The sequence below is a fragment of the Haladaptatus sp. T7 genome (assembly GCF_026008575.1).
In the GTDB taxonomy this organism is placed as follows: Archaea; Halobacteriota; Halobacteria; order Halobacteriales; family Haladaptataceae; genus Haladaptatus; species Haladaptatus paucihalophilus.
In genome coordinates, this window is the sequence record NZ_BROP01000003.1 from 150,583 (window position 1) to 174,791 (window position 24,209).

At 65.1% G+C, this 24,209-nt stretch carries 29 protein-coding genes; 15 read left to right on the plus strand and 14 right to left on the minus strand.

Translation table 11 applies throughout. The annotated features are described in order from the left end of the window. Positions 1-5: 5 nt before the first annotated feature. Together folP and OPC11_RS09940 are read right to left on the minus strand one after the other, a co-directional pair. A complete protein-coding gene (folP, locus tag OPC11_RS09935) occupies positions 6-2,456 on the minus strand; it encodes a dihydropteroate synthase (RefSeq protein ID WP_264781775.1) in 2,451 nt (816 codons plus the stop codon). Between the two features lie 75 nt (positions 2,457-2,531). After that, the gene (locus tag OPC11_RS09940) at positions 2,532-3,059 is read right to left on the minus strand and encodes an SHOCT domain-containing protein (protein ID WP_264781776.1); all 528 of its coding nucleotides are present in this window, start codon (positions 3,057-3,059) and stop codon (positions 2,532-2,534) included. Positions 3,060-3,185: 126 nt separating this feature from the next. Here OPC11_RS09940 and OPC11_RS09945 point away from each other — a divergent pair, with 126 nt between their 5' ends. Beyond that, positions 3,186-3,986, plus strand: a complete 801-nt coding sequence (locus OPC11_RS09945) for an alpha/beta hydrolase (protein WP_264781777.1) — start codon at positions 3,186-3,188, stop codon at positions 3,984-3,986. A gap of 34 nt (positions 3,987-4,020) precedes the next feature. On the opposite strand, the gene OPC11_RS09950 is transcribed toward OPC11_RS09945, so the two are convergent. Together OPC11_RS09950 and purH are read right to left on the minus strand one after the other, a co-directional pair. Beyond that, positions 4,021-4,287: a zinc ribbon domain-containing protein gene (locus tag OPC11_RS09950; RefSeq protein ID WP_264781778.1), complete on the minus strand. Its 267-nt coding sequence runs from the start codon at positions 4,285-4,287 to the stop codon at positions 4,021-4,023. Positions 4,288-4,715: 428 nt separating this feature from the next. Further along, positions 4,716-6,332, minus strand: a complete 1,617-nt coding sequence (gene purH, locus OPC11_RS09955; RefSeq protein WP_264781779.1) for a bifunctional phosphoribosylaminoimidazolecarboxamide formyltransferase/IMP cyclohydrolase — start codon at positions 6,330-6,332, stop codon at positions 4,716-4,718. 167 nt (positions 6,333-6,499) lie between these two features. Between purH and purB the strand changes: the two genes are divergently transcribed. Continuing rightward, positions 6,500-7,876 (plus strand): adenylosuccinate lyase, encoded by a 1,377-nt coding sequence (purB, locus tag OPC11_RS09960; protein WP_264781780.1) that lies wholly within the window; start codon positions 6,500-6,502, stop codon positions 7,874-7,876. A gap of 58 nt (positions 7,877-7,934) precedes the next feature. Continuing rightward, positions 7,935-8,615, plus strand: coding sequence for a hypothetical protein (locus tag OPC11_RS09965; RefSeq protein ID WP_264781781.1), 681 nt, complete (start codon positions 7,935-7,937; stop codon positions 8,613-8,615). Between the two features lie 10 nt (positions 8,616-8,625). Here OPC11_RS09965 and OPC11_RS09970 read toward each other — a convergent pair whose 3' ends face one another. Next, complete coding sequence (locus tag OPC11_RS09970; RefSeq protein WP_264781782.1) at positions 8,626-8,997, minus strand: DUF2127 domain-containing protein; 372 nt, start codon at positions 8,995-8,997, stop codon at positions 8,626-8,628. Positions 8,998-9,084: 87 nt separating this feature from the next. Here OPC11_RS09970 and OPC11_RS09975 point away from each other — a divergent pair, with 87 nt between their 5' ends. Then, complete coding sequence (locus tag OPC11_RS09975) at positions 9,085-9,303, plus strand: zinc ribbon domain-containing protein (RefSeq protein WP_264781783.1); 219 nt, start codon at positions 9,085-9,087, stop codon at positions 9,301-9,303. Between the two features lie 39 nt (positions 9,304-9,342). Then, positions 9,343-9,684, plus strand: coding sequence for a DUF5518 domain-containing protein (locus tag OPC11_RS09980; RefSeq protein ID WP_264781784.1), 342 nt, complete (start codon positions 9,343-9,345; stop codon positions 9,682-9,684). A 351-nt stretch (positions 9,685-10,035) separates the two neighbouring features. Here OPC11_RS09980 and OPC11_RS09985 read toward each other — a convergent pair whose 3' ends face one another. Genes OPC11_RS09985 through dapA form a run of 6 tightly spaced genes read right to left on the minus strand, consistent with a single transcriptional unit; the run spans position 10,036 to position 15,717 of the window. Beyond that, positions 10,036-11,151 (minus strand): M20 family metallopeptidase, encoded by a 1,116-nt coding sequence (locus OPC11_RS09985; protein ID WP_264781785.1) that lies wholly within the window; start codon positions 11,149-11,151, stop codon positions 10,036-10,038. A gap of 4 nt (positions 11,152-11,155) precedes the next feature. After that, a complete protein-coding gene (dapF, locus tag OPC11_RS09990) occupies positions 11,156-11,992 on the minus strand; it encodes a diaminopimelate epimerase (RefSeq protein ID WP_007979468.1) in 837 nt (278 codons plus the stop codon). Next, positions 11,989-13,236, minus strand: a complete 1,248-nt coding sequence (gene lysA, locus OPC11_RS09995) for a diaminopimelate decarboxylase (protein WP_264781786.1) — start codon at positions 13,234-13,236, stop codon at positions 11,989-11,991. The genes dapF and lysA overlap by 4 nt, the downstream gene beginning before the upstream one ends. Continuing rightward, on the minus strand, positions 13,233-14,075 hold the full coding sequence (locus tag OPC11_RS10000) for a 2,3,4,5-tetrahydropyridine-2,6-dicarboxylate N-succinyltransferase (RefSeq protein WP_264781787.1): 843 nt from the start codon (positions 14,073-14,075) through the stop codon (positions 13,233-13,235). Before OPC11_RS10000 ends, lysA begins: the two co-directional genes overlap by 4 nt. Continuing rightward, complete coding sequence (gene dapB / locus OPC11_RS10005) at positions 14,072-14,830, minus strand: 4-hydroxy-tetrahydrodipicolinate reductase (protein WP_264781788.1); 759 nt, start codon at positions 14,828-14,830, stop codon at positions 14,072-14,074. Before dapB ends, OPC11_RS10000 begins: the two co-directional genes overlap by 4 nt. Further along, complete coding sequence (dapA, locus tag OPC11_RS10010) at positions 14,827-15,717, minus strand: 4-hydroxy-tetrahydrodipicolinate synthase (RefSeq protein ID WP_264781789.1); 891 nt, start codon at positions 15,715-15,717, stop codon at positions 14,827-14,829. Before dapA ends, dapB begins: the two co-directional genes overlap by 4 nt. Positions 15,718-16,073: 356 nt before the next feature. Between dapA and OPC11_RS10015 the strand changes: the two genes are divergently transcribed. The 3 genes from OPC11_RS10015 to OPC11_RS10025 all read left to right on the plus strand — a co-directional run bounded on the left by OPC11_RS10015 (position 16,074) and on the right by OPC11_RS10025 (position 17,668). Further along, positions 16,074-16,406, plus strand: coding sequence for a hypothetical protein (locus OPC11_RS10015; RefSeq protein WP_264781790.1), 333 nt, complete (start codon positions 16,074-16,076; stop codon positions 16,404-16,406). A 73-nt stretch (positions 16,407-16,479) separates the two neighbouring features. Beyond that, on the plus strand, positions 16,480-17,121 hold the full coding sequence (locus OPC11_RS10020) for a metallophosphoesterase (RefSeq protein WP_264781791.1): 642 nt from the start codon (positions 16,480-16,482) through the stop codon (positions 17,119-17,121). A gap of 49 nt (positions 17,122-17,170) precedes the next feature. Then, positions 17,171-17,668, plus strand: a complete 498-nt coding sequence (locus OPC11_RS10025; protein WP_069449646.1) for an NYN domain-containing protein — start codon at positions 17,171-17,173, stop codon at positions 17,666-17,668. Here OPC11_RS10025 and OPC11_RS10030 read toward each other — a convergent pair. Then, entirely contained in the window at positions 17,665-17,841 is a 177-nt protein-coding gene (locus OPC11_RS10030) for a hypothetical protein (RefSeq protein WP_007979482.1), read from the minus strand. The genes OPC11_RS10025 and OPC11_RS10030 overlap by 4 nt on opposite strands. A 142-nt stretch (positions 17,842-17,983) precedes the next feature. On the opposite strand from OPC11_RS10030, the gene OPC11_RS10035 reads away from it, so the two are divergent. The 3 genes from OPC11_RS10035 to OPC11_RS10045 all read left to right on the plus strand — a co-directional run bounded on the left by OPC11_RS10035 (position 17,984) and on the right by OPC11_RS10045 (position 19,627). Next, positions 17,984-18,454 (plus strand): PUA domain-containing protein, encoded by a 471-nt coding sequence (locus tag OPC11_RS10035; RefSeq protein ID WP_264781792.1) that lies wholly within the window; start codon positions 17,984-17,986, stop codon positions 18,452-18,454. 61 nt (positions 18,455-18,515) lie between these two features. Then, entirely contained in the window at positions 18,516-18,908 is a 393-nt protein-coding gene (locus OPC11_RS10040) for a nascent polypeptide-associated complex protein (RefSeq protein ID WP_026177850.1), read from the plus strand. Beyond that, complete coding sequence (locus tag OPC11_RS10045) at positions 18,905-19,627, plus strand: methyltransferase domain-containing protein (RefSeq protein ID WP_264781793.1); 723 nt, start codon at positions 18,905-18,907, stop codon at positions 19,625-19,627. The genes OPC11_RS10040 and OPC11_RS10045 overlap by 4 nt, the downstream gene beginning before the upstream one ends. A gap of 102 nt (positions 19,628-19,729) precedes the next feature. Here OPC11_RS10045 and OPC11_RS10050 read toward each other — a convergent pair whose 3' ends face one another. Beyond that, a complete protein-coding gene (locus tag OPC11_RS10050) occupies positions 19,730-20,329 on the minus strand; it encodes a GNAT family N-acetyltransferase (protein WP_007979491.1) in 600 nt (199 codons plus the stop codon). A gap of 124 nt (positions 20,330-20,453) precedes the next feature. On the opposite strand from OPC11_RS10050, the gene OPC11_RS10055 reads away from it, so the two are divergent. Continuing rightward, the gene (locus OPC11_RS10055; RefSeq protein WP_232423801.1) at positions 20,454-20,699 is read left to right on the plus strand and encodes a hypothetical protein; all 246 of its coding nucleotides are present in this window, start codon (positions 20,454-20,456) and stop codon (positions 20,697-20,699) included. On the opposite strand, the gene OPC11_RS10060 is transcribed toward OPC11_RS10055, so the two are convergent. Next, the gene (locus tag OPC11_RS10060) at positions 20,676-21,137 is read right to left on the minus strand and encodes an MGMT family protein (protein WP_007979494.1); all 462 of its coding nucleotides are present in this window, start codon (positions 21,135-21,137) and stop codon (positions 20,676-20,678) included. The two genes, OPC11_RS10055 and OPC11_RS10060, sit on opposite strands and share 24 nt — an antisense overlap. 85 nt (positions 21,138-21,222) lie before the next feature. On the opposite strand from OPC11_RS10060, the gene trpC reads away from it, so the two are divergent. Genes trpC through trpA form a run of 3 tightly spaced genes read left to right on the plus strand, consistent with a single transcriptional unit; the run spans position 21,223 to position 24,205 of the window. Next, positions 21,223-21,981 carry an indole-3-glycerol phosphate synthase gene (trpC, locus tag OPC11_RS10065; protein WP_264781794.1) on the plus strand — a complete coding sequence of 253 codons (759 nt, stop codon included), beginning with the start codon at positions 21,223-21,225 and terminating at the stop codon, positions 21,979-21,981. Then, positions 21,978-23,339 (plus strand): tryptophan synthase subunit beta, encoded by a 1,362-nt coding sequence (trpB, locus tag OPC11_RS10070; RefSeq protein WP_007979498.1) that lies wholly within the window; start codon positions 21,978-21,980, stop codon positions 23,337-23,339. The genes trpC and trpB overlap by 4 nt, the downstream gene beginning before the upstream one ends. Then, positions 23,336-24,205 carry a tryptophan synthase subunit alpha gene (gene trpA / locus OPC11_RS10075; RefSeq protein WP_007979500.1) on the plus strand — a complete coding sequence of 290 codons (870 nt, stop codon included), beginning with the start codon at positions 23,336-23,338 and terminating at the stop codon, positions 24,203-24,205. The genes trpB and trpA overlap by 4 nt, the downstream gene beginning before the upstream one ends. Positions 24,206-24,209: the final 4 nt, after the last annotated feature.

The following is a 24,209-nucleotide window of genomic DNA, read 5'->3' on the forward strand; positions in this document are numbered from 1 at the left end:
GGCGGCTACTCCTCGCGGTCCGCGTTGGCCGCCTCGACGGCGCGGACGGCGGCGACGTTCTCCGGCACGTCGTGCACTCGAACGATGTCCGCCCCGCGTTCGGCCGCGATGGTCGTCCCGGCGACCGTCGCGGCCGTTCGGTCCTCGTCCGCGATGGGTTCGAACATGGATTTGTGCGAATGTCCGATGAGGACGGGACAGTCGAGGGCGTGCAGTTCGCCCGTCCGACCGAGGAGTTCGAAACTCTCCGCGGGTGCCTTGCCGAAGCCGAGTCCGGGGTCGACGATTATCTTGCTCCGGTCGAGTCCGGCCTTCTCGGCGAGCAGGACGCGCTCTTCCAGTTCCGCGATGACGTCCTCGACTACGTCGTCGTACTCCACCGTGTGCTCCGGAACCACCGGCGCGTCGAGGCTGTGCATGACGACCAACGGCGCGTCGTACTCCGCGGCGACGAATCGCATTTCGGGGTCTTCCAACCCGGACACGTCGTTCAGGATGTCCGCGCCCGCTTCCAGCGCGGCGCGGGCGACGTCGGCCTTGCGAGTATCGACGGAAATCATGGCGTCGAGGTCGCTGATTCGCTCGATGACGGGGACGATGCGTTCTATTTCCTCTTCGTTCGATACTTCCTCCGCGCCGGGACGCGTGCTCTCGCCGCCGATGTCGATGACGTCCGCGCCCGCCTCGACCATCCGCTCGGCGCGGTCGATGGCGTCCTCGTGTGCCTCGTACTGGCCGCCGTCGTGGAAGCTGTCCGGCGTCACGTTGAGGATCCCCATCACGGCGGTTCGACCCTCCCACGGGAAGCCGTGGTCGCGGCCGTCTCCGTCCCCGTCGGAATCCGACCGCCGGATGCCGAGCGTCTCCCGGATGTCGTCGGCGAAGAGCGACAGGCCGTATGGTCCGTCGTCGAGCGCCTCCGCGAGCCGTTTGTACTGGGTCAGCGTGCCCATCAACAGCACATCGATGTTCTCGTCGTCCCGGTCTTTGAGCCCGGAGCGCGCACACTCGCCGCCGAGGGCGAGCATCTCCTCTTTGATGCGCCGTGCCTGCCGGGTCTGAACGCGGGTTTTGACGACGCGATGAACCGCTTTTCCGCGAATTCTGACGTTCTCGGTGTGTGTCACGTGGCTGGTTTCCAACGCCTCGCGCGCGTCGTCCATGTCGGCGATTTGCTTCGGAATTTCGGCCCGCGTCCAGCGGGTCCGCGCCTCCGCCACGGCGAACAGCGACCCGACGACGAGGACGAAATCGTCCTCGTCGGCCGCCGCGAGCGCGCTCTCGAGCGCGCTCTCGACCGAGCGAATTCGTTCGACGTGCTCCACGCCGCTGTCCTCGAACACCCGCGCGATGACCGCCTCGTCCTCCGCACGGTCAATGTTCGCGTGGGTGGCGACGACGTGATCTGGCGTCGGGAGCGCGTTCGCCATCCCTTCGACGTCCTTGTCGTGCATCGCGCCGAAAACGAAGTGGAGGTCGTCGTAGTCGAACTCCGCGATGGTGTCGGCGAGGGCGGCACACGCACCGGGGTTGTGCGCCCCGTCGAGCGCGACGAGCGGGTCCGTCCCCATCACTTCGAACCGGCCGGGCCAGAACCCCTTTCGAAGCCCGCGGGCGAGTTCGGTGTCGGTCACGTCGGCGACCTGCCGGGCGAGCACCGCGGCGATACCCGCATTTTGGGCTTGATACTCGCCGAGCAGCGGAATCGATGTTTCGAGGTTCCAGTCCGGACCCGACAGCGAGATGGCCGCCTCGGTGTGATTCGTCCGTCCTTCGTAGGTCGCCCGCACGTCGCTGTCCTCGCCGTCGCCGACGACGAGCACGTCGCCCGCCTGTTTTCGAACCGCGTCGAGGGCGTCCCCCGTCGCGCCGGTGACGAGCGGGGCGTCCTCTGGCGCGACGTGTGCCTTGTCCGTGGCGATTTCCTCCACCGTCTCGCCGATGATGCCCGTGTGTTCGAGCGTGACGCTGGTGACCGCCGAGGCGACGGGGTCCACGACGCTCGTCGCGTCGTACCGCCCGCCGATGCCGACTTCGAGGACGGCGACGTCCACGTCCTCGCGCCCGAAGTACCAGAGCGCCAGCGCGGTCATCCCCTCGAAGAACGTCGGCGAGTTGCCGTGAGTCGCCCGTTCGGTCACGTACTCCGAGACGGCTTCGACGTACTCGACCATCGCCGCCTCGGTGATTTTACGCCCATCGACGGTGATTCGCTCACGAACGTCGTCGAAGTGCGGCGACGTGTACAGGCCGACCGACAGTCCCGCTTCGCGGAGGACTTGCTCCGTCATCCGAGCCGTGCTGCCCTTGCCGTTCGACCCCGCGACCTGCACGAATCGAACCCCGTCGTGCGGGTCGTCGAGGTGCGCGAGGAGGTCCGCGGTGGAGTCCGTCCCCGGCTTCGGACGGAACCGCCGCAAGTCGAAAAGAAAGTTCGCCGCCTCGTGGTAGTCCATGTCTGTGAGGACAGAAGCCGTGCGCTTTAGATTGTCGGAGTCGGAGGGCGTCGAACCCGTCGGCGCGCCGACCGGTCAGAACTCGCGTTCGAACTCGCGCTTCGTCCGCTCGTAGCTCCGTCGGGCCGAAGCGCGACCCCCGTGCTCGTTCTCGCCCATCAGCCGCATCATCCGCCGTTCGAACTCGTCCTCGTCGATTTCGTCCGCGACGTATCGCTCTTTCAGCTCGTCCATCCGGTCCTCTTTCGTCGGTTCGAGGCGTTCCGAGAGTCCGACGTCGCGGGCCTCCGGGGACAGTCGTTCGGCGATTCGAGCGAGTCCGGCGAGCCGTTCGCTTCGGGGCATCGAAGCCTGCCGTACCGCGCTCGAAACCATCCAGACGAACAGCACGGTGGCGAGTACGGCGTCCAGCAGGAACGCCACGACGTACGGGAACGCGGCGTTGAACACCGCGAAGACGAGCGGCGTGTTCGCGTACGCCGACCCCCCGAGGGCGGCGAGGGTTCCGAACACGCCGACGACGGCGATTCCGACGAGGAGGACGAGCGAGAACACGAACCCCGCGAACAGCGTCTTGACCTTCGTGCTGGAGAGCGCGCTCATCGCGTGAAGCTTTGTTCGGGGACCACTTTAACTCACCTTCCGCCGCCCACGAGCGGGGTGGCGAGGGTCCGCCGCGACGAGTTCGACGGCGGTGTTTTTGCCCGTTCGCGGCGTACTCCACCCGCCATGCCGTACGAACAGTGCAACGGAGCCGACCTGTATTTCGAAGACGAGGGCTCGGGAACCCCGCTCGTCTTCCTCCCCGGCGTGATGACCGGTGTTCGGTTCTTTACGCACCAACTGGGGGACCTCTCGGACGACTACCGGACCGTCGCGCTCGATTACCGGGGGCACGGCCGCTCCGAGAAGACGGAAACCGGGCACACGGTGGCCCAGTACGCCAGCGACCTGGACGCCTTCCTCGACCGGCGGGACTTCGACGACGCGGTTCTCGTCGGGTGGTCGATGGGCGCGCTGGTCGCGTGGGAGTACGTCGGCCAGTTCGGGACCGACCGAGTTCGGGGCTTCGTGGACGTGGACATGTCCGCGTCGGCGTTCCAGTGGGACTACTACGACCACGGGAGAAGCGACTTGGCACGGCTCACGGAGACGCTCGAATTCGTCCAAACCGACCACGCCGCGTTCATCGAGGGACTCGTCGAAGCGGCGTTCGCGGAGCCGCCGTCCCCCGAAACGAGGGCGCTGGTCTTCGACGAGGTATCGCGCACGCCGCCGCCCATCAAGAGCGCGATTCTGTTCGATTACACGATGCGCGACTACCGCGACGTTCTCCCCGACATCGAGACCCCGACGCTCGTCTGCGCCGGTGCCGACGAAAAGTGGCGAACCGTCGCGGCCGTCCGGGACGTCGCGGACCGCCTCCCGAACGCCGAGTTCGAACTGTTCGAGGAGAGCGGCCACTGCATCACGGTGGAAGAACCCGAGCGGTTCAACCGCCGACTCCGGGAGTTCGTTGAATCCCTGTGAACCCGACCACGACTTCCTTTTTCGCCCGTCGAATTCAGGCGTCGGCCAGCGGTTCGCCGCAATACCCGCACGAACCGGCGTCCGCGGCGTTTCGAGCGCCGCACTCGGGACAGTTCCGTTTCGGCGGTCGTTCCGCCGTTCCCGGAAACAGCCCGCTCCAATCGGCCAGTTTGATGACCGCGAGGACGAGGAGAACGTCGAGAATCCACCCGACTGGTCCCATGAAAGCGAACAGGACGAAGAAAACGCAGACGACGGCCGCGAGGACGAGGTAGACGCCGTGTTCGGCTTCGAGTTTCATATTAGGCGGTTGACGACAGTACCCATAAGTTTTCTCGCGATACGGACGACCCGCCGTTCGAACGTCGAGCAAAGTCGTTCGCAAGCGCTGGCGTGCTTTTGGTATGACTCGTCTCGGAAAATTTGGTGAGTGAGCTATCGCAAATGTTCGTCACTCGCTCACACCGTTCGCTCGTGACGAAAACACCGTCAGAGCGTGCTCTGACGTGCTTCCGACATTCCTCGCTTCGCTCGTCATGCCGGAAACCGCGCGAGACGGTCGCCCTTCGGACAGCTCTTGGATGGGATTCGTTTCAAGAATCTGCGTTGGATTACGCTATGGAGAGAATCCGCCACTCCCTCACTCCGTTCGGTCGTAGCGGAAACCGCGCGAGACGGTCGCCCTCCGGGCGCTGCGTCTCGCTGGCTTCCGGCACTCAATCGCTTCGCTCAATCGTGCCGGAAGCACCGACTCCCGGTGAACACCATCGCCATGTCGTGCTCGTTCGCGGCCTCGATAACGTCGTCGTCGTTCACCGACCCGCCGGGTTGGATGACGGCCTCGATACCCGCTTCGGCGGCCTCCTCGATGGCGTCCGGGAACGGGAAGAAGGCGTCGCTCGCCATGACCGCGCCGTCGGCGTCCTTGCCTTCAGCATCGCGGTCGGCCTTCATCTTTGCAATCTGCACCGCGTCCACGCGGCTGACCTGTCCCGCGCCGACGCCGACCGTCTCGGTGCCCGTGGCGAACAGGATGGCGTTGGACTTGACGTGTTTGATGGTCTGCCACGCGAAGAGCAGGGAGTCGAGTTGCTCGTCGGTCGGTTCGCGCTCGGTCACGACGTCGAGGTCCTCGCGGGTCGGGTCCTGCATGTCGCGCTCCTGGACGAGTCGGCCTCCCACGAGGTCCTTCTCGGTGTGGGTCTCGGTGATTTCACCGAGTTCGGAGACGTCGAGCACGCGGAGGTTCTTCTTCTCGCACAGCGTCGCCAGCGCGTCGTCGGTGTAGCCCGGCGCGACGACGACTTCCTTGAACGAGTCCACGATTTGGGTCGCGGTGGCGTCGTCGCACTCGCGGTTGAGGGCGACGATGCCGCCGAACGCGCTCTTCGCGTCCGTCGAGAGGGCGCGCTCGTAGGCCTCGGCGAGCGAGTCGGCGACGGCACAGCCAGCGGGATTCGTGTGCTTGATGACCGCGGCGGCGGGGCGGTCGAACTCCTTGATGAGGTTCAGCGCGCCGTCGGCGTCGTTGTAGTTGTTGTACGACAGCGCCTTCGCGCCCTCGTTCAACTGCTCCGCGTGGACCACGCTGGCCTCCTCGCACGTCGCGTCGGCGTAGAGCGCGGCGTCCTGATGCGGGTTCTCCCCGTATCGGAGGCTGGCGGCGCGGTCGAACGTTTCGACCTTCCGGGCGGGAAGCGCGTCGTCCGCATCCGCCTCGACGCGGACCGCATTCGCGTCGAAATCGACCGCCGCGTCGCCTTCCGCAAACCAGCGCACCGCGCGGGGGTACGCCTTGAACTCGCCCTGGTAGAGCACGCGCTCCTTCAGCGACTCCTCGTCGTCGCCGTCGTACACCGGAACCGGTTCCTGCGTGACGATGGGACCGGAATCGACCTTGGAGTGGTCAACCTCGCCCGCGTCGTCCGTCGCGTCGGTGACGACGTGAACCGTGCATCCGGTCGTGCTCACGCCCGCGTCCAGCGCGTCGCCCCACGCGTCCATGCCGGGGAACGACGGGAGCAAGGACGGGTGGATGTTGAGCGTCGTCGGCGCGTCGTCCAAAAACTCGTCCGTGAGGATTCGCATGTAGCCGTCGAGGCACACGAGGTCGAACTCGTAGTCCGCGAGCGCGTCGAGGACGCGGCGCTCGTGTTCCTGCCGCGATTCGTCGTCGCCCTGTTCGACGACTTCCGTGGGAATCCCGCGCTTTTCGGCTTCGTCCAGCACCGGCGCGTCCGCGCTGTTGGTGAGGACGACCGCCAGTTCCGCCCCGCCCGGCGCGAGGTCCGCGATGTGCATGAGGTTTCGACCACGGTTCCCGGCCATACCCGCAATCCCTGTCATACGAGAGAGACCGACCGGCGGGGCCAAAGTAGTTGCGGTCGAGCGGCGGATTCTATACAACTTCGTGGATATATTTCGGAGTCGCACGGTTATTTTTCCGTTTTGTATGCATACTTGTGCGTCATCGGACCGACACGCTTTTGCCGAACCGAACGGCAGGCACAGGTATGGATTCCCTTTACGCCGTCTCGCCGATAGACGGACGCTACGCCGGTCGAACCGCGCCGCTCCGCGACTACGCGAGCGAGGCCGCGCTCATGCGTGCTCGCGTGCGAGTCGAAATAGAGTACCTCATCGCGCTGTCCGACCTCGACGTGACGCCCTTCGACATCGCGGCGGACGACCGCGACGAACTCCGTGCCGTCTACGAGGAGTTCGACGCGGAGGACGCTGAAATCGTCAAGGCCCTCGAAACCGAGGGCTACGAGGACTACCCCGCGACGAACCACGACGTGAAGGCGGTCGAATACTTCGTCCGCCGCTCGCTCCCCGACGATTTGGACCTCGGGTCGTGGATTCACTTCGCGCTGACGAGCGAGGACGTGAACAACCTCGCCCACCGCCTGCTCGCCAAACCCGCCGTCGAGGAGGTTCTGCTCCCCGAACTCGCCGCCGTCCGCGACGAGTTGGCCGATATGGCCCACGAGTACCGCGACGTGCCGATGCTCGCCCGAACCCACGGTCAACCGGCCACGCCGACGACGTTCGGCAAGGAGATGGCCGTCTACGCCGCGCGCGTCGGACGAGCGGTCGGGGAAATCGAACGCGCCGCCGAATCGCTCTCGGGCAAGCTCGCGGGCGCGAGCGGCACCTACGCGGCCCACGTCGCGGCGTACCCCGACGTCGATTGGAGGGCCTTTTCCCGCGAGTTCGTGACGGACCTCGGTCTCTCCCACACCGCACTCGCCACGCAGGTCAACCCGTGTGACGACCTCGCGGAACTGTTCGACGCGCTCCGTCGGGCCAACACGATTCTCCTCGACATGGACCGGGACATCTGGCTCTACGTCAGCGACCGCTACCTCGGGCAACTCACCACCGAGAGCGAAACCGGCAGTTCCACCATGCCCCACAAGGTCAACCCCATCGACTTCGAGAACTCGGAGGGCAACCTCTCGAAGGCCAACTCCGACCTCACGTTCCTCGGCGACTACATCACCACCTCCCGACTCCAGCGCGACCTCTCCGATTCGACCGTCAAGCGGAACATCGGGTCGGCGTTCGCCTACTGCTTGCTCGGTTACACCAAAGCCCAAGATGGTCTCGGAAAAGTCGTCCCCAACGAGGAGATCATGCGCGAGGAACTCGAATCCACGCCCGAAATCATCGGCGAAGCGGTCCAAACCATCCTCCGGCGCGAAGGCCACGGCGACGCCTACGAACGCGTCAAGGCGCTCACCCGCGGGAAGCGCGTCACGCTCGACGACTTCCGAGACCTCTTCGACGAACTCGACGTGGACGAGGACGTGCGCGAGGAACTGCACGCACTGACGCCCACCGGCTACACGGGCATCGCCGCCGACCTCGCGGACGACCTCGACTGAGCGCTCGCCAACCCAGCCAGCCCAAACTGTTACGCTTCTCTCCGTCGTCACCGGTGACATGTCGTCGACGTACGAGCGACGCCGACTGGTGGCACCGCTCATCGCAATCGCCGCGCTGATCTACTGGTTCGCCGTCCGACCGTGGCACCTCCGCTGGGGTGCGACCGACGAGGAATCGAACGGTTCCCTCCCCGGTGACGGTTTGCTTCGGGACCCCGAGTCCGAGGTCACTCACGCCGTCACCATCGACGCCCCCGTCGAGGAGGTGTGGCCGTGGCTCGTCCAAATCGGGCAGGGGCGCGGCGGGTTCTACAGTTACGACTGGCTGGAAAACCTCGTCGGCGCGGACATCCACAACGCCGACCGAATCCTCCCGGCACATCAGGACCTCGAAGTCGGGGATACCGTCCGCCTCGCGCCCGAGGACTACTCGGTGCAGACGCCCGAGTCCGCCCCCGAAGTCGCGGTGCTCGACCCCGAACGGGCGATAGTGCTCCAACCGCCGGGTGAATCGCCGCGGTGGACGTGGGCGTTCGTCCTCCGTCCGCTCGACGACGAGACGACGCGGTTCGTCGCTCGAATGCGCTCGCACGGAAAACAAGACATCGCCGGGAGAGCGGCCGACGTCCTGTTCTGGGAACCCGCCCACTTCGTCATGGAGCGCAAGATGCTGCTCGGAGTGAAAGAGCGCGTCGAATCGTCGAAATACGGGACGCGGAAAAACGTGAATCGGGCGTGACTTCAACGAATTATTTGTAATAATCGCGCTTGCTGTAGACGTAGGCCAACAGTAACCCGCCGACGACGATGCCGAAGAAGGCGGCGAGATGCCCCGTGAAGAATCGGAACACGTCCATCAGCAGGCTCAACCCGTACACGATTATCGTGAGCGTCCAGGCCCACGGCTTGAGCGTCCACAGACCCCAGACGACGGCGAGTTTGGCGACTGCGAAGACGATGACGATGGCACCGACGATGAGGCCGATGGGGGACGAAAACAGCACCCCGAGACCGCGAAGGAGGCTTCCGAGCGCACCGAGCGCACCGAGGACGCAGATTATCTTGATACCGAGCGGGGCGGACTGGGATTTCCGTCCGTATGCGGAACGGTTTGTAGCCATACTGTTCGATAGAAAGCGAATCGTAATAAGCTTCGTTGACGTATCGACCACGAAGTATTTATTCCCACGAAATAGACACGTCGCTGTATGGACCCGGATATACGCGATACCTCCGGCTGCCCGAAATGCGGTCACACGGAAGTAACCACGGACTCCATCTCGACCACCGGCGGCGGACTCAGCAAGATGTTCGACATCCAAACGAAGAGCTTCACCGTGGTCTCCTGCTCCAACTGCGGTTACTCCGAACTGTACAAAGACGTCCGCAACCGCGGCAGCGACATCGTGGACGTCTTCTTGGGTTGAATCGCCACCGACCGCCGTTGTCGCTACCCACTACAACATATGACAGACAACAATAACCTCATCCACGCGCTCATCGGCGCCGTCGTAACTCTCGTCGTGTCCTTCGTCCCGTTTTCGCCCGTCCTCGGCGGGGGCGTCGCCGCCTATCTGGGGCGGACGACGCCCGACGAGGGACTTCGAGTCGGTGCCATCTCCGGTGCCATCGCCGCAATTCCCATGGCGGTCGTGGGGCTGTTCGTCATGAGCATCATCTCCTTCGGGTACATGCCCGGCGGATTCGTGGCGCTCCTCTTTCTCTTGGGCATGTTCGCCATGCTCTACACGGTCGGACTGAGCGCGCTGGGTGGGTACCTCGGCGCGTATCTCGCCGACGAGTTCTGAACAACGAATCGCCCTCCTCACCTGAACTTTTTATACCGACACGAAGCCACCTCGCGGCGTGACCGCCGAACGAATCGCAGCGCTGGTCGTCCTCGCCGCGCTCGCGCCATTGGTTCCCGGTGGTGAGCGACGACGCTCTTCGGCGCTACTTCCCGCGATTTCATCGCTTGCGGTCGTCACGCAACGACAGCGATCACAACAGCGACTGCGACGACAACGACAACAACCACGCCAGCGACGACAGCAACACCGACCGCGAATACTCGTTCTCGACCGACCACCGCCCGAGCGCGACCCGTCCGAAAGCGATGTTCGCAACCTATCGGACCGAGAGTGCCAACAGTGTCCCGGTCATTCAACGAGCGCCAGAAGAGTTCCCCGTACCGCATCCGCGGCCGCTCGGACGTCGGCGACATCGACGTACTCCCGCGGCCCGTGTGCCACCGCGCCCTCGTCGTCGGACAGCACGCCCGGCCCGAACACGACGGTCGGAGCGACGCGTGCGAAATAGGACGCCTCGGTCGCCGCGCCGAACGGACGTACCTCGCCGCCGCTCTCGTCGGAGAGCGTTCGCACCAGTTCCGAGTCGGCGGGCGTCTCGAAGGCTTCGAGAAACGGCGTGTCGCGTTCAGCGAGGGAAACGTCCACCTCGACCGCATCCACGGCGTCCCGGAGATGGGCTTCGAGGGAGCGGCGGAACTCCTCGGCACCTTCCGGCGGAACGCTCCGCCGGTCGATGACGAACGAGCAGTCGGCGGGAATCTGGTTCGTGGCGGTTCCCCCCTCGACCGTCGTCGGCGTGAGCGTCGGCGCGCCCAGTTCGGGATGTTCCCTGTCCGAATCGAACGTGGAGAGCGCCGACAGGACGGGGACCAACCCGCGTATCGCGTTGACGCCCGCTTCGGGGTGCGCGGCGTGTGCGTTCTCCCCCCGAACGGTTACCGTTCCCTGAAAACGCCCTCGCGCGGCGTTGCACACGTCGAGGTCGGTCGGTTCGCCGACGATTACGGCGTCGGGATGGAGTTCGGTCCCGTCCTCCTCGTCCCGAGCGAGGAAGTCGAGGGCGGCCGCACCCGTCGAGTCGGTTTCCTCGTCCGGCGTCACGGCGAGCGTTACCCGTCCTCGCTCCGGTTCGACCGCCAAAAACGCGTCAAGGAGCGCCGCGAGCGGTCCCTTCGCGTCACAGGAGCCGCGGCCACGAATTCGGTCGTCGTCACCGTCTCCGTCGCTATCGCGGGAAAACGGAACGTGGGGCGGCACGGTGTCGATGTGGGTGTTCAGGACGACGTACGGACCGTCCTCGTCGCTGACGCGTTCCGCGAGGACGTTCCCCGCGGCGTCGATGGTCGTCTCGACGCCCGCCGATTCGAGGGTTTCGACGAGCAGGGTTCGCATCGCATCGACCGATTCGTGTGATGGCGTCCGAACGGCGGTTTCGAGGAACGAAATCGGGTCGAAGTCCGTCACGGAATCACGCCTCTAAATCGAGTCGTCCGGCGTTCGAGACGCGGAGGTCGCCGCCGAACTCGCGTTCGACGGGTCCGGTGAGCGTCGCGTTTCGGTCGTCAACCGTGACTTCGAGGTCGCCGCCGGGCGGCGACACCGATACGTTCTCGCCGTCCGTGAGTCCGAGTCGGCGCGCGGCGGCCGCGATGGCGACCGCGCCGGTGCCACACGACTGGGTTTCGCCCTCGACGCCGCGCTCGAAGGTCCGCTGGTCGAACCCGCCGTCGCACGGCGAGGCGAAGGTGACGTTCGCGCCCTCCGGGAAGACGTCAGCGTGGCGAATCGGCGGTGCGTCCCGTTCGAGGTTCACCGCCGTCACGTCGTCCACGAACGCGACCGCGTGCGGAACGCCCGTGTTCACCGCCGTTACGTCGTAATCGCCGACGCGGGTCTCGATGAGGGGTTCGTCCCCCGCGACCGGGACGTCGTTCGGCCCGAATTCGGGGGCACCCATCTCGATGGTCGCACCGCCGTCGTGGATTTTCGCGTGGCGGGTTCCGGCGAGCGTGTCTATCATCACCTCGTCCGCGTTCGCGCGCTCGGCGGCCCAGACCGCGGCACAGCGCGCACCGTTTCCGCACATCTCGGCCGTGCTCCCATCCGGTTGCACCAGCGTCATGATGACGCGCGGCGGGCGGAATTCGGGTTCGAGCGCCAGAAAGAGCACGCCGTCCGCACCGATTCCGTCGGTCCTGTCACAGACCCTGCGGGCGAACCGCGAGCGGTGAGGAACGCATGCGTCCGGGTTCACGATGACGAAATCGTTCCCGGTGCCGTGGTACTTCTCGAACGAGAGGTTCATTCCCACGTCACCTCCGTTTCGGTCGCGATGACGTCCGCGTGGGTTTCGCGTCGGTGTGCGACCCCGGTTCGGTCGCCGTCCACGACGACGACGGCCGGACGCGGCCGCGAGTTGTACTGGCTCGCCATCTCGTAGCCGTACGCGCCCGCGTTGCCGACGGCGAGCAGGTCGCCGCGCGTCGGGTCGGCGAGCAGGTGGGTTCCGAAGGTGTCCGAACTCTCGCAAATCGGTCCGGCGACCGTCGTTTCGACCGCTTGACCGTCCGCTCCCACGCTCCTGATGTGATGGTACGAATCGTAGAGCGCGGGTCGAACGAGCGCCGTCATTCCGGCATCGACTCCGACCACGGTCGCCTCCGGTGCCTCCTTGACCGTGTTCACGCGGGTCAGGAGGACACCGGCGTCGGCGACGAGGTACCGACCCGGTTCCACGACGAGCGTGGCGTCGAGGTCGCCGAGCGCGTCCCGCGTCGCGTCCGCGACCGATTCGAGGTCGAGCGGCGGGTCATCGGGGTGATACGGCACGCCGAACCCACCACCGACGTCCACGAATTCGAGGTCGGGGTCGATGATGCGAGCTAACTCACCCATCCGGGAGACGAGTTCGCGGTGGTTGCCGAGGTCGTCGCCCGAGATGCCGCTTCCCGCGTGGGCGTGGATTCCCACGACGTCGAAGTCGTCAGCGGCCGATTCGAGCAGGGACGCGGCGCGGTCGTAAGGGACGCCGAACTTCGCGTCCGAACCCGTTCGCACCTTCTCGTGATGGCCCGCGCCCACGCCGGGATTGACGCGGAGACAGAGCCGTCCGTCGTAGCCGCGCTCGGCCAATCGGTCGATGGTGTCCGCGGCACCGACCGTAACCGTCAGACCGGGGTGGTCCGCGGCGAGTTCGACCGCCCTGTCGAGGTCGATTCCGGGCGGGTTGACGGCCGTGTAGTGGACACGCTCGCCCTCAAATCCGGCGGCGAAGGCGCGCTCCGTCTCGCCCGCCGAAGCGCATTCGATGCTCGCGCCCTCGGCTTCGAGGGTTTCGAGGACCGCGCGGGACGTGTTCGCCTTCGCGGCGAAGTGGACGTCGGCGTCAGGAAACGCCGCTGCGAGTCTGGCGTAGTTCTCGCGGACGCGTTCGAGGTCGATGACGTACAGCGGCGTGTCGTATTCGTCGGCGAGGTCGTCGAGTCGGGCGTCGGACCAGTCCGACAGCCGTCGTACCGGCGGGTTGTCGGCCGAAACGGTCGCGCTCATCGCAGGGCCTCCTCGCGCTCGACCTGAGCGAGCGTGTCGTCTTCAACGTCGAGCGCCACGACGGCGGGCTTGTACGCCCCGCCGTCGAACAGGTCGTGGTCGCCGAGGCTCGATTCAACGAATCTGGTGAACGCGCGTCGGTTCGGCGGAAGATGGCCGTACAGAATTTCCTCGTCCACGAGGTCGTAGACGGGGATTCGCGGCGTGAGAAGCGTGTTCTCGGCGACGATGCTTCCCTCACCGACGACGAACCCGGACGTGACGCGACAGCCAGCGCCGAGAGTCACGTCGTCTTCGACGATGACGGGCGTCCCCTCGACGGGTTCGAGGACGCCCCCGATGAGCGCGTTCGCACCGAGCTTGACGTTCTCCCCGATTTGCGCGCACGAGCCGACGGTATCACAGGAGTCCACGAGCGTCCCGTCGCCGATGGAGACGCCGATGTTGACGAAGCTCGGACTCATCAGGATGCAGTTCGACCCGACGTGTGCGCCGCGGCGGACGACGGTTCCGTCGGGCGTGTTGCGGGTACCCCGACCGGGGAAATCGTCCGTCTCGCGGAGCGGAAGGACGTCGTAGTAGGTGACGCCGCCGTATTCGTGGCCCTCGATGTGGCGAAGGCCGAAGTTCAGTAAAATACCCTGTTTCACCCATTCGTTCGCTTCCCAACTCCCGTCGCGCTTTTCGGCGGCGCGAACCTCGCCCGCCTCCAACGCGTCGAGGAAGGTTTCGAGGATTTCGTGTTCGTTCGGTCCGGCGCTGTCCGCGTTTACCTCGCCGGAATCGTATCGTTGCCACAGTTCACGTACGTCGCTTCGTATGTCGCTTTCACGTCTCATTCGCTGATCACCTCGCTAAACTCGTACCGCCCCGGATGTCGTCCGGTCACCCACGCCGCCGCGTCGAGCGCGCCGTCGGCGAACACGCCCCTGTCGGCCGCCCGATGGGAGAGTCGAAGGTCCTCGTGGTCGTTCGCTATGAGGACTTCGTGTTCGCCCGCGATTCCCCCCGCGCGGCGAGCGTGAACGCCGATTTCGTCGGGTTGTCGCGGCGCATCGCCTTCGCGTCCGTGAACGCGCTCGTCGGGACCGCCCGCCGCCGCGATTCGGTCGAGGAGCGTCTTCGCGGTCCCGCTCGGCGCGTCTCGCTTGCCGTTGTGGTGCGTTTCGGTCAGTTCCACGTCGTAGCCGGGCAGGTCGGAGACGGCACCTTCGACCGCTCGGAGGAGAGCCTGCACCCCGCGGGAGAAGTTGCTCGCCACGAGGACGGGGACCGATTCGCTCGCCTCGCGGAAGACGGATTCGTCGTCGTCGAACCCGGTCGTGCCGACGACGCACGCGACGTCCGCGTCCGCACACGCCGCGACCAACGTTCGGCTGGCGTCGGGGGTCGAAAAGTCCACGAGAACGTCCGGGTCGTACTCCGAGAGGGCCGCTTCGAGGTCCGCCGCGGATTCGGTCGGAACGCCGTCGATTTCTCCCGGCGGGTCGCGGCTCACGCCAGCGACGATATCCACGTCGTCCCGGTCGCTCGCCGCCGCGATGACGGCGCGGCCCATCCGCCCCGTGACGCCGCCGACGAGCACCCGCGTCACGCGCCCCCCTCCAGTTCGTCGAGTACCGCCGCGAGTTCCTCGCGGTTCTCGTCGGACAGTTCGGACAAGGGCAGTCGGAGGCCGTCCGGTCCGTAGCCGCGGTGTTCCATCGCCGCCTTCACCGGAATCGGGTTCGTCTCCGCGAACAGCGCGCGGAACAGCGGTCCGAGTTCGAACTGGAGTTCCCGCGCCCGGCCGTAGTCGCCCGAAAGGGCCGATTCGACCAGTTCACAGGTCCGTTCCGGTTCGACGTTTGCAGAGACGCTGATAGTCCCCGCCGCGCCGATGGAAAGCATCGGGAGCGTCAGCGCGTCGTCGCCCGATAGCACCGCGAACGCCTCGTCTCGGGTTCGTTCGATTATCTCGCTTATCTGCCCGAAGTCGCCGCTCGCGGCCTTGTAGCCGACGATGTTGCCGTGTTCGGCCAGCGAGACGGTCGTCTCCACGTCGATGTTTCGCCCGGTTCGAGAGGGGACGTTGTAGACGATTTGAGGCAGGTCAACGCCGTCCGCGATGGTGCGGTAGTGGGCTTCCATCCCCGCCGGTTCGGGCTTGTTGTAGTACGGGGAGATGAGAAGGAGGCCGTCGGCCCCGGCGTCCGCGGACCGTCGTGCGAGGTCGAGGGCTTCGTGGGTCGCGTTGCTCCCCGCGCCGGCGATGACGGGGATGTCGACGGCGTCCACGACGGTTTCCACGACTTCGACGTGTTCGTCGTGGCTCAGGGTCGCGCTCTCGCCGGTCGAGCCGACCGGAACGAGGCCGTCGACCCCGGCGCGTTCGAGGCGCTGGGCGTCGCTACGGAGGAGTTCGTGGTCTATGCTGTCGCCCGCAAAGGGCGTTGTCATCGCGGGATAGACCCCGCGAAACGGTGTGTCTGTGTCTGTCATCGGTCTGTGTCGGAAATCGGTTATCGTGCGGTGCAAAACGAGAATGGCTCGAAACGGGGGTGCCATGCCCGCCGCGAACCTCACGCCGCACGTTTTGTCCGTTTTCCGACTGTGCTGTCGCTGGCTCGCCGATACGCGAACGCGGCGGGCGCCACAGCACGAGGCATATTCCATTGGGTGTTTCGTGGTGACTTATGCCTTACGCCGACGACAGACTCTGCCGTCGGGGTCGGATTTCGGCAGATTCGTCGTCAAAAACCGGTCGGAGTCGCGAGGAAATCGGTCGAAAGTGGTCGTTTGCCGAAAATCAACCGGTTGGTCAGAAAACATTTATCGAGACATGAAAGATGTTCAGTATGAACTGGTCCCTCATCGCACGGTGTAGCCTCCGATACTCGCTCGTCTACGCGGGACTCACGGTGGGTGCCGTGTTCGCTCTCACAAAATCGGAACTCGCGCTCCTCGCCCTGTTCGGGGTTGGACTTACCGTTCTCCTGTTTGCGCTCGGTGGAACCGGAACCGTCCGAATGGGAACAGCCATGGCGAACGCGGATTCGATGGGGTTAGAGAGTTCCATCGTGGACCCAGCGGACCTCCAAGTGACCCAGTTGCAGAGCGACGTCAAGGTGCTCTTTTACGGCATCGGCCTCCTCGTCTGTGGCATCGCGGCGCTCGTACTGGTCGGGTAGGAAGGGCCTGTGTGCCGTTGTCGCGCAGGACAATCCGGCGGTCTTATCATACCTCCAGACATACGCTCGAAAAATGCTCGTCCTCGGAGACGCCCACGCCGACGACCGCGACAACCGGCGCGCACTCTTTGCGGCGTACCGCGAGGCGAACCCAGACGTCACTCTGCAGTTGGGAGACTTGATGTTCTACGACTTGCCCGCACCCACGTGGTTTATCGGTGGCAACAACGAGGATTTCGACACCATCGAAGCACTGCGGAACGGACTGGTTTCGAACTCGCACGTCAGAAACGCCCACCTCATCGCCAGCACCGCCGTCGAACTCGACGGCCTTCGAATCGCCGGTCTGTCGGGGAACTTCGCGCCGACGCAGTACGACCGCCCGCGCGCCAACCTCGTCGGCGACCGCCGCCGTCACTTCACTCACGAAGACGTGGAGAAGGCGATGGAACTCGACTCCGTGGACGTATTGATGACCCACGAGGCACCCCACGGTCTGCCCGTCGCCGAGGATTACGACGTCGGGTGTTCGCACATCGACGACCTCATCTCCGCGCTCTCGCCGGACCTCTGTCTCATCGGGCACCACCACCAGCACGCCGAGACGACCATCGGCGAGACGCAGGTCGTCAGCGTGGCACCGACATGGGAGCGATATTACATCCTCGACCCCGAGTCGCTCACGCTCACGTGGCATAAAACGCCGACATCGTGACAGTACCGGACAAGCAACTTCTTTATGCCAGTAGTTATCACACTAACGTATGACGGATATTCATCCGGGTCAGCGCGTCACGGTATTAGCCGACGCGCAAAACCTCTATCACACTGCTCAAAGCGTCTATAGTCGGAATATCGACTACTCATCTCTTCTCTCGAAGGCGGCACAGGAGCGAGAGTTGACGCGCGCCATCGCCTACGTCATTCAGGCCGATAGCCCCGACGAGGACCGCTTTTTCGACGCGTTGACCGACATCGGATTCGAGGCGAAAATAAAGGCGATAAAGACGTTCGGCGACGGGTCGAAGAAGGCGGACTGGGACGTCGGCATCTGTCTCGACGCCATCACGCTCGCACCGAAAGTCGATACGGTCGTGCTCTGTACCGGCGACGGCGATTTCGCACAGCTCGCGACGCACCTTCGACACGAGGGGGTGCGCGTGGAAGTGATGGGGTTCCAAGAATCGACCGCCGAAGAACTCATCGCCGCCGCCGACAGTTTCATCGATCTCAGCGAACGGACCGAAACGTTTCTCCTTTAGACCGGGCGACCGCCTTCGCCCGTGCCGAACATCAGTGCGCCAGCGGCGAGCGCGACAGTGGCGAGACCGGCGAGGGCGTTCCCCGTGAAGGTACCGATCATGGAGATGACGCCAAATATCAGGACGCTCCCGACGATGAGAAGCGCGATTCCCAGCAGTTCTTTCGTGTTCATACGTCGTCTTCGGACTCCCGCCTAATAAATCGCTCTCAAATCGATAGCCAGCTCCATGGTACACTGTGACAGAGAAATGGTAACATGCACCAAACAGTCCGATGTCGAAGGGCTTTCACCCTCACACGCTAAATCCGGCCCAATGACTGAAGACGAGGATCTACCCGCACTGCGTACGACCGCGGATTACCAGTTCGGCGCGGGGGCCGGTGCCGCGCTGTTCCCTCCCGAGGAGGACCTGGAAGTTCGCCATTCGTCCTCCGGGCGACCCCAGCAGGTGCACGCCGACGGGAGCCGACTCGTCACCTACGCCACCGACGGCCGATTCACGCTCGGCCTCGCGGGGGGCAGTCGCATCGCCGACGCTCTCGAATCGCCCGCGGGTCGCGTCATCGTCGGCGACGAGAGCGAGCCGTTCGTTAGGGACGGCAAGAACGTCTTCGCCAAGTTCGTCGCCGACGTGGACCCCGACGTCCGCGCCGGAGACGAGGTGCTCGTGACCCACGAGAACGGCGACCTGCTCGCCGTCGGTCGCGCCGAACTCGACGCAGACGCCATGTTCGATTTCGACACCGGAATGGCCGTGAAGGTGCGCGACGGCGCAGAAAAGTAAACCGACGGGTTTCCGACGCATTTGCGTCACGTTTTTCCCCCTCCGTTCCGACGATTCGGGTATGTTTGGAGGAGGCGGCGGTGGGCTCGACCCACGCAAGATGCAGCAGATGATGAAGCAGATGGGTATCGAAGTGGACGACATCGAAGCCGAAGAGGTCGTCATTCGCACGACCGACGGCGAGGAACTCGTCTTCAGCGACCCGGACGTCACCCGAATGGACGCACGTGGCCAGCACACCTACCAGGTCGTCGGCGACGCCGAGACGCGCGAAGCGTCCGGTAGTTCCGACGCGGGAAGCTCCGAGGAGTCCACGGAGGAATCCGCGGGCGCGATTCCCGATGCCGACGTCGAAATCGTCGCCCAGCGCGCGGGCGTGAGCGAAGACGAAGCCCGAGAGGCGCTCGACGCGGAGAACGGCGACCTTGCGGCGGCGATAGAGCGACTGGAGTGACGGTCCTACTCGTTCACGGCGACCGGGAGTACCTGCGAAATCCCGGCGAGGAGCTACAGACCGACCTCGGCGTCCTCACCGTTCCCGAGGACGTGCAACCCGGCGACGTCCTCGCCACCCACTTGGACGAGGAGTTCACGGTGCGACGGCTCCGCGGCCCGGACCTGTTCCACCACTTCGAGCGAACGGGCGCGCCGATGCTCCCGCGGGACATCGGCCTCGTCGTCGGCGAAACAGGCGTCGCGGCTGGCGACCGGGTGCTCGACGCGGGAACCGGAACCGGCGTCCTCGCCGCGTATCTCGGGCGAATCGGCGCGGAGGTCGTCACCTTCGAGCGGAAGGAAGATTTCGCCGAGGTCGCCCGCGACAACATCGAGATGGCGGACGTGGCCGGTACGGTCGAGGTTCGAACGGGAGACGTCACCGAAAACCTCGACGAACTCGGCGAGTTCGACGTTCTCACCCTCGATACGCCGGACGCGGCGGAGGTCGTCGCACGCGCGCCGGACCTGTTGGCGGACGGCGGCTCGCTCGGCGTCTACGCGCCGTTCGTGGAGAGCGCCCGTGACGTCGAAACGGCCGCTCGGGAAGCGAATCTCGACGACGTTCGCACGATGGAGACCATCCAGCGCGAGATGGACTTCGACGAGCGCGGAACGCGCCCGTCCACGAGTCCCGTCGGCCACACCGGGTATCTCACCTTCGCGCGGAAGACGTAGCGCGAGACGGCGGTTCTCGATATCATTTTTCTTTCGACGCGCCCCGCGGTAGCGGGGGGTATTCGGGACTGCTCGGAGCGGTGGGTGAAAGACGGTCGGTCGTCAGTGCCTGCCGGTGTCGTACTTGTAGGTCGCGTCGTCGGGGTCGATGCCGAACTCCTCGGCCATCTCCTCCGCGTCCTCGTCGCTCGAAGGCTCTCCCTCGTGCGGCCGGGCGTCCTTGAACCGTTCGCGGAGACGGTCGGGCATCTCGAAGGAATCGACGGCGAGCACCATCGGGATGGCGTCGGGTTCGATGTCGTCCCGTTTCGAATCGAGGCGGTCGCGGAGTTTCGACGGGAGGTCCCCGACGTCGAGGGGTTCGAAACCGAACTGGGCGAGGTAATCGGGCACGCCGACGAGGGCGTACACCTCCTCGAAGTCGTCGTCGCTCGCCTTGTCGATGAGGCGTTCGATGACGTGCGCGCCGACGCCCTGCCCGCGCCACGATTCGACGACGCCGATGCTCGTCAGCTCACAGATTTCGGGGGCATCGTCCGGCTTGTGGATTCGAATCCGCCCGAATCCGGCCTTTTCGCCCGACGTTTCGTCCACGACGACGACGTAATCCCGGGAACGAAAGGCGGTTTCGTCGAGCCCCATCGCTTCGATGTTATCGAGCAACCAGACCTCCTCGCGGTTTTTAGCATCCCGGACGTACATGTCGGGAGATACGTTCGCAAGCGTCAAAAAGTCATCCGTGGATGGACGTTGAAGTGGCTAGCCGAGAAACAACGACCGTCCGATGCGTGGGTCGAAGGTCATGAATCAGTGGGGAATAGTTCTCATGCTATCAGTGGTAGCGATACAGATAGCGCTCGAAGCCTACAGCGCGGTTACGAACAGCGGAATCGCCGAATTCGGCGGGCATCTCGCGTTTGCCCTGCTCTGGGTTGTGTTTGGTCTCGTGGCGTTTCGCCAGCATGGGACGACGCGACTCACCATTCTCACGGTTCCCCTGCTGGTCGCGGGTGCCTTGCTGTACGTCCTCCAGATTCGGATCAGCCCTTCACAGCCCTTCCAGCGAGCGTAGTTTCTGCTCGACGTCCGGCGGCGCGGCGCTCGGCCCGTCGCGGACGCGGTGGTCGGGGACGAGAATCGGGGCGGGGTTCTCGTCGAGCGCGGTCCTGACCAGTTCCAAGTCCGCGTCCTCGGTGTGGTCGATACCGGAGGTCATCCGGGCGACGGTTTCGACGTTCACCTGCTCGCCGTAGGGAACGTTGCGCACCGACTCGAGCACGCTTCGTTGGTCCGTCGGGAGGGTGAGCGCGACCTGTACGTCAGAAAAGTCGTCCTCGACGCCTTCCAGATACGCCATGATACGGTCGAGGACGGCGTGGTCTTCCAGTGCGTCGTCGTCGGGGTCGTGCGGAAACGTCACGCGCAAGACGCGTCCGCTGGCGACGCCGACCTGCACTGCTCGCTCCAAATACGGGGAGTGCTGCGCATAGATTCCGGCAGTCTCGTCCATAGCGACGGCAACGAACCTCATGACCTTCAAGATTCGTCCCGCGGACGCAAACCTTATGTACAAACTAGTCCGTTGATGTACTACAATGAACGTAGATGGTGCGCTCGCACCCGCGGTCGAATCCATCCTCCGGACCGCTCGGGAACGGACACCCGGCGAGGACGCAGAGCGGGTCTCCGTGGACGCGCGTTCGTTTTCGGACGCGCTCGCGGACGCGGAGGAAAACGGACGGGTGCCGCTGATAGCGGAGGTAAAGCCGACGAGTCCGACGACGGACGGCGAACGAACCGACGATCCGGTCGAACTGGCCGAAACGATGGTCGAGAACGGGGCGACGGCCCTGTCGGTTCTCACGGAACCGGAGCACTTCGGCGGCAGTACCGAGAACCTCCGTCGAATCCGCGAAGCCGTGGACGTACCGGTCCTCCGCAAGGACTTCATCGTCCGAGAGGAACAACTGGACGCGGTGGCCGCGGACCTCGTGCTCCTCATCGTCCGCTTCGTGGACGACCTGGAGGGACTGCTTTCGGCGGCCGAAGAGCGCGGCTTTCAGGTCCTCGTCGAAGTCCACGACGGGGAGGAACTCCGAGAGGCGCTCGATGCGGGAGCGACCATCATCGGCGTGAACAACCGCGACCTCGCGCGATTGGAGGTCGATTTGGGAACGTTCGAATCGGTCGCACCCGTGGTTCCCGAGGACACGACGCTCGTCGCCGAAAGCGGTATCACGACGACGGCGGACGTCGAACGAATGTGCGACGCCGGGGCGGACGCCCTGCTCGTCGGGAGCGCCATCATGGACGGCGACGTCGGCGAGAACACGCGGAGGTTGGTGAACGCATGAGCGATACGAACGACATGAACGGAGCGAGCGGAATGAACGAGACGAAGTTCGGAGAGTACGGCGGCCAGTACGTCCCCGAAGTGCTGATGCCCGCAATCGAGGAACTCCAGTCGGCCTACGAGCGCTACGTGCTGGAGAACGAGGACGGCTTCATGGACGAGTTTCGCCGCCACCTCCGCGATTTCGGCGGCCGACCGACGCCGCTCCAGCGCGCCGACGCGCTGAGCGAGCGATACGACCGCGAAGTCTACCTGAAACGCGAGGACTTGCTTCACGGCGGGGCGCACAAACTGAACAACGCGCTCGGACAGGTGCTGCTGGCGAAGTACATGGGCAAAGAGCGCATCGTCGCCGAGACGGGCGCGGGACAGCACGGCACCGCAACCGCGATGGCCGCCTCGTACCTCGACATCGACTGCGAGGTGTTCATGGGCCGCACCGACATCAACCGCCAGCGGCCGAACGTCTTCCGGATGCGAACCCACGACGCCGAGGTCAACCCCGTTGACGTGGGGTCGGGAACGCTGAAGGAGGCCATCAACGAGACCATGCGCGACTGGGCGACGAACGTCGAGGACACCCACTACGTCATCGGGAGCGTCGTCGGCCCCCACCCGTTCCCGAAGATGGTCCGCGACTTCCAGTCGGTCATCAGCGAGGAAGCCCGCGAGCAGATTCGCAAGAAGGCCGGGCGACTCCCGGATAGCGTGGTCGCCTGCGCGGGCGGCGGGTCGAACACCATGGGTGCGTTTCACAATTTCGTCGATGACGCGGAACCACGTTCCGCGAACAGGTCGAGCGGGCACGGCCCGCGAGACGACGAGAGCGTCTCCCTGTTCGCCGTCGAAGCGGGCGGTTCGGGTCTGACTATCGACGAGGACGAGGGCGTCGCGCCGCACTCAGCGTCCCTCTCCTCCGGACAGGACGGCGTGCTCCACGGTGCCCGAACGAAACTGCTCCAGAGCGGGGACGGTCAAATCCTCGAATCCCACAGCGTGAGCGCGGGACTCGACTACTCCGGCGTCGGGCCGGAACTCGCCCACCTCGTCGAAACGGGGCGGGTGACGCCCGTCAACGTCGGCGACGACGCGGCCCTCGAAGCCTTCCACCGACTCTCGAAACTGGAGGGAATCATCCCCGCGCTGGAGTCGAGTCACGCGGTTGCCTACCTGGAACGCGCGGCCCAACGCGCCGCGGATGGGTCGAGCGGGCATGACCAGCGAGACGAGGCGGACGAGTTGGGCGATCTCGTAATCGTCAACGTCTCCGGACGCGGCGACAAGGACCTCGATACGGTCATCGAGGAGAGCGCGAAGCGTGGTATCGATGCGGCACCGAGTATGGAGGTGTTTGAATGAGCGAACTCGAAGCCGCCTTTGCGGACGAACCGGCCCTGATTCCGTACGTCGTCGCTGGCGACCCGGGTATCGAAGAGACGAAGGAGTACGTCCGGGCGCTGGTCCGCGGCGGCGCGGACGTCATCGAACTCGGCCTGCCGTTCTCGGAACCCATCGCGGACGGGCCGACGATTCAGAACGCCATCCAGCGCGCGCTTTCCGGCGGGATGACGCCGGACGACTACCTCGAACTCGTCTCGGGGTTGGACGTGGACGTGCCCGTCGTCTGCATGACCTACTACAATCTCATCTACCAGTATGGGGGCCGCGAGGCGCAACGCGCCTCGGAACGGTCGAGCGGTGGCACACCGCGAGACGAGGAAGGCGTCGAAGCGTTCGTCTCCGCTGCCGCCGACGCCGGGGTGTCGGGACTCATCGTCCCCGACCTTCCCGTCGAGGAGAGCGGTCCGCTCCGCTTGGCGTGCGACGAGTACGGACTCGATTTGGTGTTCATCATCGCGCCGACGACGACGGACAGGCGCAAGCGGCGCATCACCGAGCAGGCCTCCGGATTCGTCTACGTGCAGGCCCGAATGGGAACGACGGGCGCACAGGCGGACGTGAGCGGCGACACCCACGACAGCCTCGCACGACTGGCCGAAAGCGACCTGCCGAAAGCGGTCGGCTTCGGCGTGAGCGCGGGCGAACACGCCCGCGAAATCGTCTCGGCGGGAGCGGACGGCGTCGTCGTCGGCAGCGCGCTCGTCGATATCGTCGCGTCCGGCGAGAACGTCGCGGAACGACTCGAATCCAAAGCCGCGGAACTCAAATCCGGGGCACGCGAAGGGGAACAAGAGATACCGGAACCGGAACGAACTTCAAACTAGCTTG

What these genes read in the sequence shown, in the direction of transcription:
- folP (WP_264781775.1), bottom strand. Translation starts at nt 2,456, where the DNA reads ATGGACTACCACGAGGCGGCGAACTTTCTTTTCGACTTGCGGCGGTTC.
- OPC11_RS09940 (WP_264781776.1), bottom strand. Translation starts at nt 3,059, where the DNA reads ATGAGCGCGCTCTCCAGCACGAAGGTCAAGACGCTGTTCGCGGGGTTC.
- OPC11_RS09945 (WP_264781777.1), top strand. Translation starts at nt 3,186, where the DNA reads ATGCCGTACGAACAGTGCAACGGAGCCGACCTGTATTTCGAAGACGAG.
- OPC11_RS09950 (WP_264781778.1), bottom strand. Translation starts at nt 4,287, where the DNA reads ATGAAACTCGAAGCCGAACACGGCGTCTACCTCGTCCTCGCGGCCGTC.
- purH (WP_264781779.1), bottom strand. Translation starts at nt 6,332, where the DNA reads ATGACAGGGATTGCGGGTATGGCCGGGAACCGTGGTCGAAACCTCATG.
- purB (WP_264781780.1), top strand. Translation starts at nt 6,500, where the DNA reads ATGGATTCCCTTTACGCCGTCTCGCCGATAGACGGACGCTACGCCGGT.
- OPC11_RS09965 (WP_264781781.1), top strand. Translation starts at nt 7,935, where the DNA reads ATGTCGTCGACGTACGAGCGACGCCGACTGGTGGCACCGCTCATCGCA.
- OPC11_RS09970 (WP_264781782.1), bottom strand. Translation starts at nt 8,997, where the DNA reads ATGGCTACAAACCGTTCCGCATACGGACGGAAATCCCAGTCCGCCCCG.
- OPC11_RS09975 (WP_264781783.1), top strand. Translation starts at nt 9,085, where the DNA reads ATGGACCCGGATATACGCGATACCTCCGGCTGCCCGAAATGCGGTCAC.
- OPC11_RS09980 (WP_264781784.1), top strand. Translation starts at nt 9,343, where the DNA reads ATGACAGACAACAATAACCTCATCCACGCGCTCATCGGCGCCGTCGTA.
- dapF (WP_007979468.1), bottom strand. Translation starts at nt 11,992, where the DNA reads ATGAACCTCTCGTTCGAGAAGTACCACGGCACCGGGAACGATTTCGTC.
- lysA (WP_264781786.1), bottom strand. Translation starts at nt 13,236, where the DNA reads ATGAGCGCGACCGTTTCGGCCGACAACCCGCCGGTACGACGGCTGTCG.
- OPC11_RS10000 (WP_264781787.1), bottom strand. Translation starts at nt 14,075, where the DNA reads ATGAGACGTGAAAGCGACATACGAAGCGACGTACGTGAACTGTGGCAA.
- dapA (WP_264781789.1), bottom strand. Translation starts at nt 15,717, where the DNA reads ATGACAGACACAGACACACCGTTTCGCGGGGTCTATCCCGCGATGACA.
- OPC11_RS10015 (WP_264781790.1), top strand. Translation starts at nt 16,074, where the DNA reads ATGAACTGGTCCCTCATCGCACGGTGTAGCCTCCGATACTCGCTCGTC.
- OPC11_RS10020 (WP_264781791.1), top strand. Translation starts at nt 16,480, where the DNA reads ATGCTCGTCCTCGGAGACGCCCACGCCGACGACCGCGACAACCGGCGC.
- OPC11_RS10025 (WP_069449646.1), top strand. Translation starts at nt 17,171, where the DNA reads ATGACGGATATTCATCCGGGTCAGCGCGTCACGGTATTAGCCGACGCG.
- OPC11_RS10030 (WP_007979482.1), bottom strand. Translation starts at nt 17,841, where the DNA reads ATGAACACGAAAGAACTGCTGGGAATCGCGCTTCTCATCGTCGGGAGC.
- OPC11_RS10035 (WP_264781792.1), top strand. Translation starts at nt 17,984, where the DNA reads ATGACTGAAGACGAGGATCTACCCGCACTGCGTACGACCGCGGATTAC.
- OPC11_RS10040 (WP_026177850.1), top strand. Translation starts at nt 18,516, where the DNA reads ATGTTTGGAGGAGGCGGCGGTGGGCTCGACCCACGCAAGATGCAGCAG.
- OPC11_RS10050 (WP_007979491.1), bottom strand. Translation starts at nt 20,329, where the DNA reads ATGTACGTCCGGGATGCTAAAAACCGCGAGGAGGTCTGGTTGCTCGAT.
- OPC11_RS10055 (WP_232423801.1), top strand. Translation starts at nt 20,454, where the DNA reads ATGCTATCAGTGGTAGCGATACAGATAGCGCTCGAAGCCTACAGCGCG.
- OPC11_RS10060 (WP_007979494.1), bottom strand. Translation starts at nt 21,137, where the DNA reads ATGGACGAGACTGCCGGAATCTATGCGCAGCACTCCCCGTATTTGGAG.
- trpC (WP_264781794.1), top strand. Translation starts at nt 21,223, where the DNA reads ATGAACGTAGATGGTGCGCTCGCACCCGCGGTCGAATCCATCCTCCGG.
- trpB (WP_007979498.1), top strand. Translation starts at nt 21,978, where the DNA reads ATGAGCGATACGAACGACATGAACGGAGCGAGCGGAATGAACGAGACG.
- trpA (WP_007979500.1), top strand. Translation starts at nt 23,336, where the DNA reads ATGAGCGAACTCGAAGCCGCCTTTGCGGACGAACCGGCCCTGATTCCG.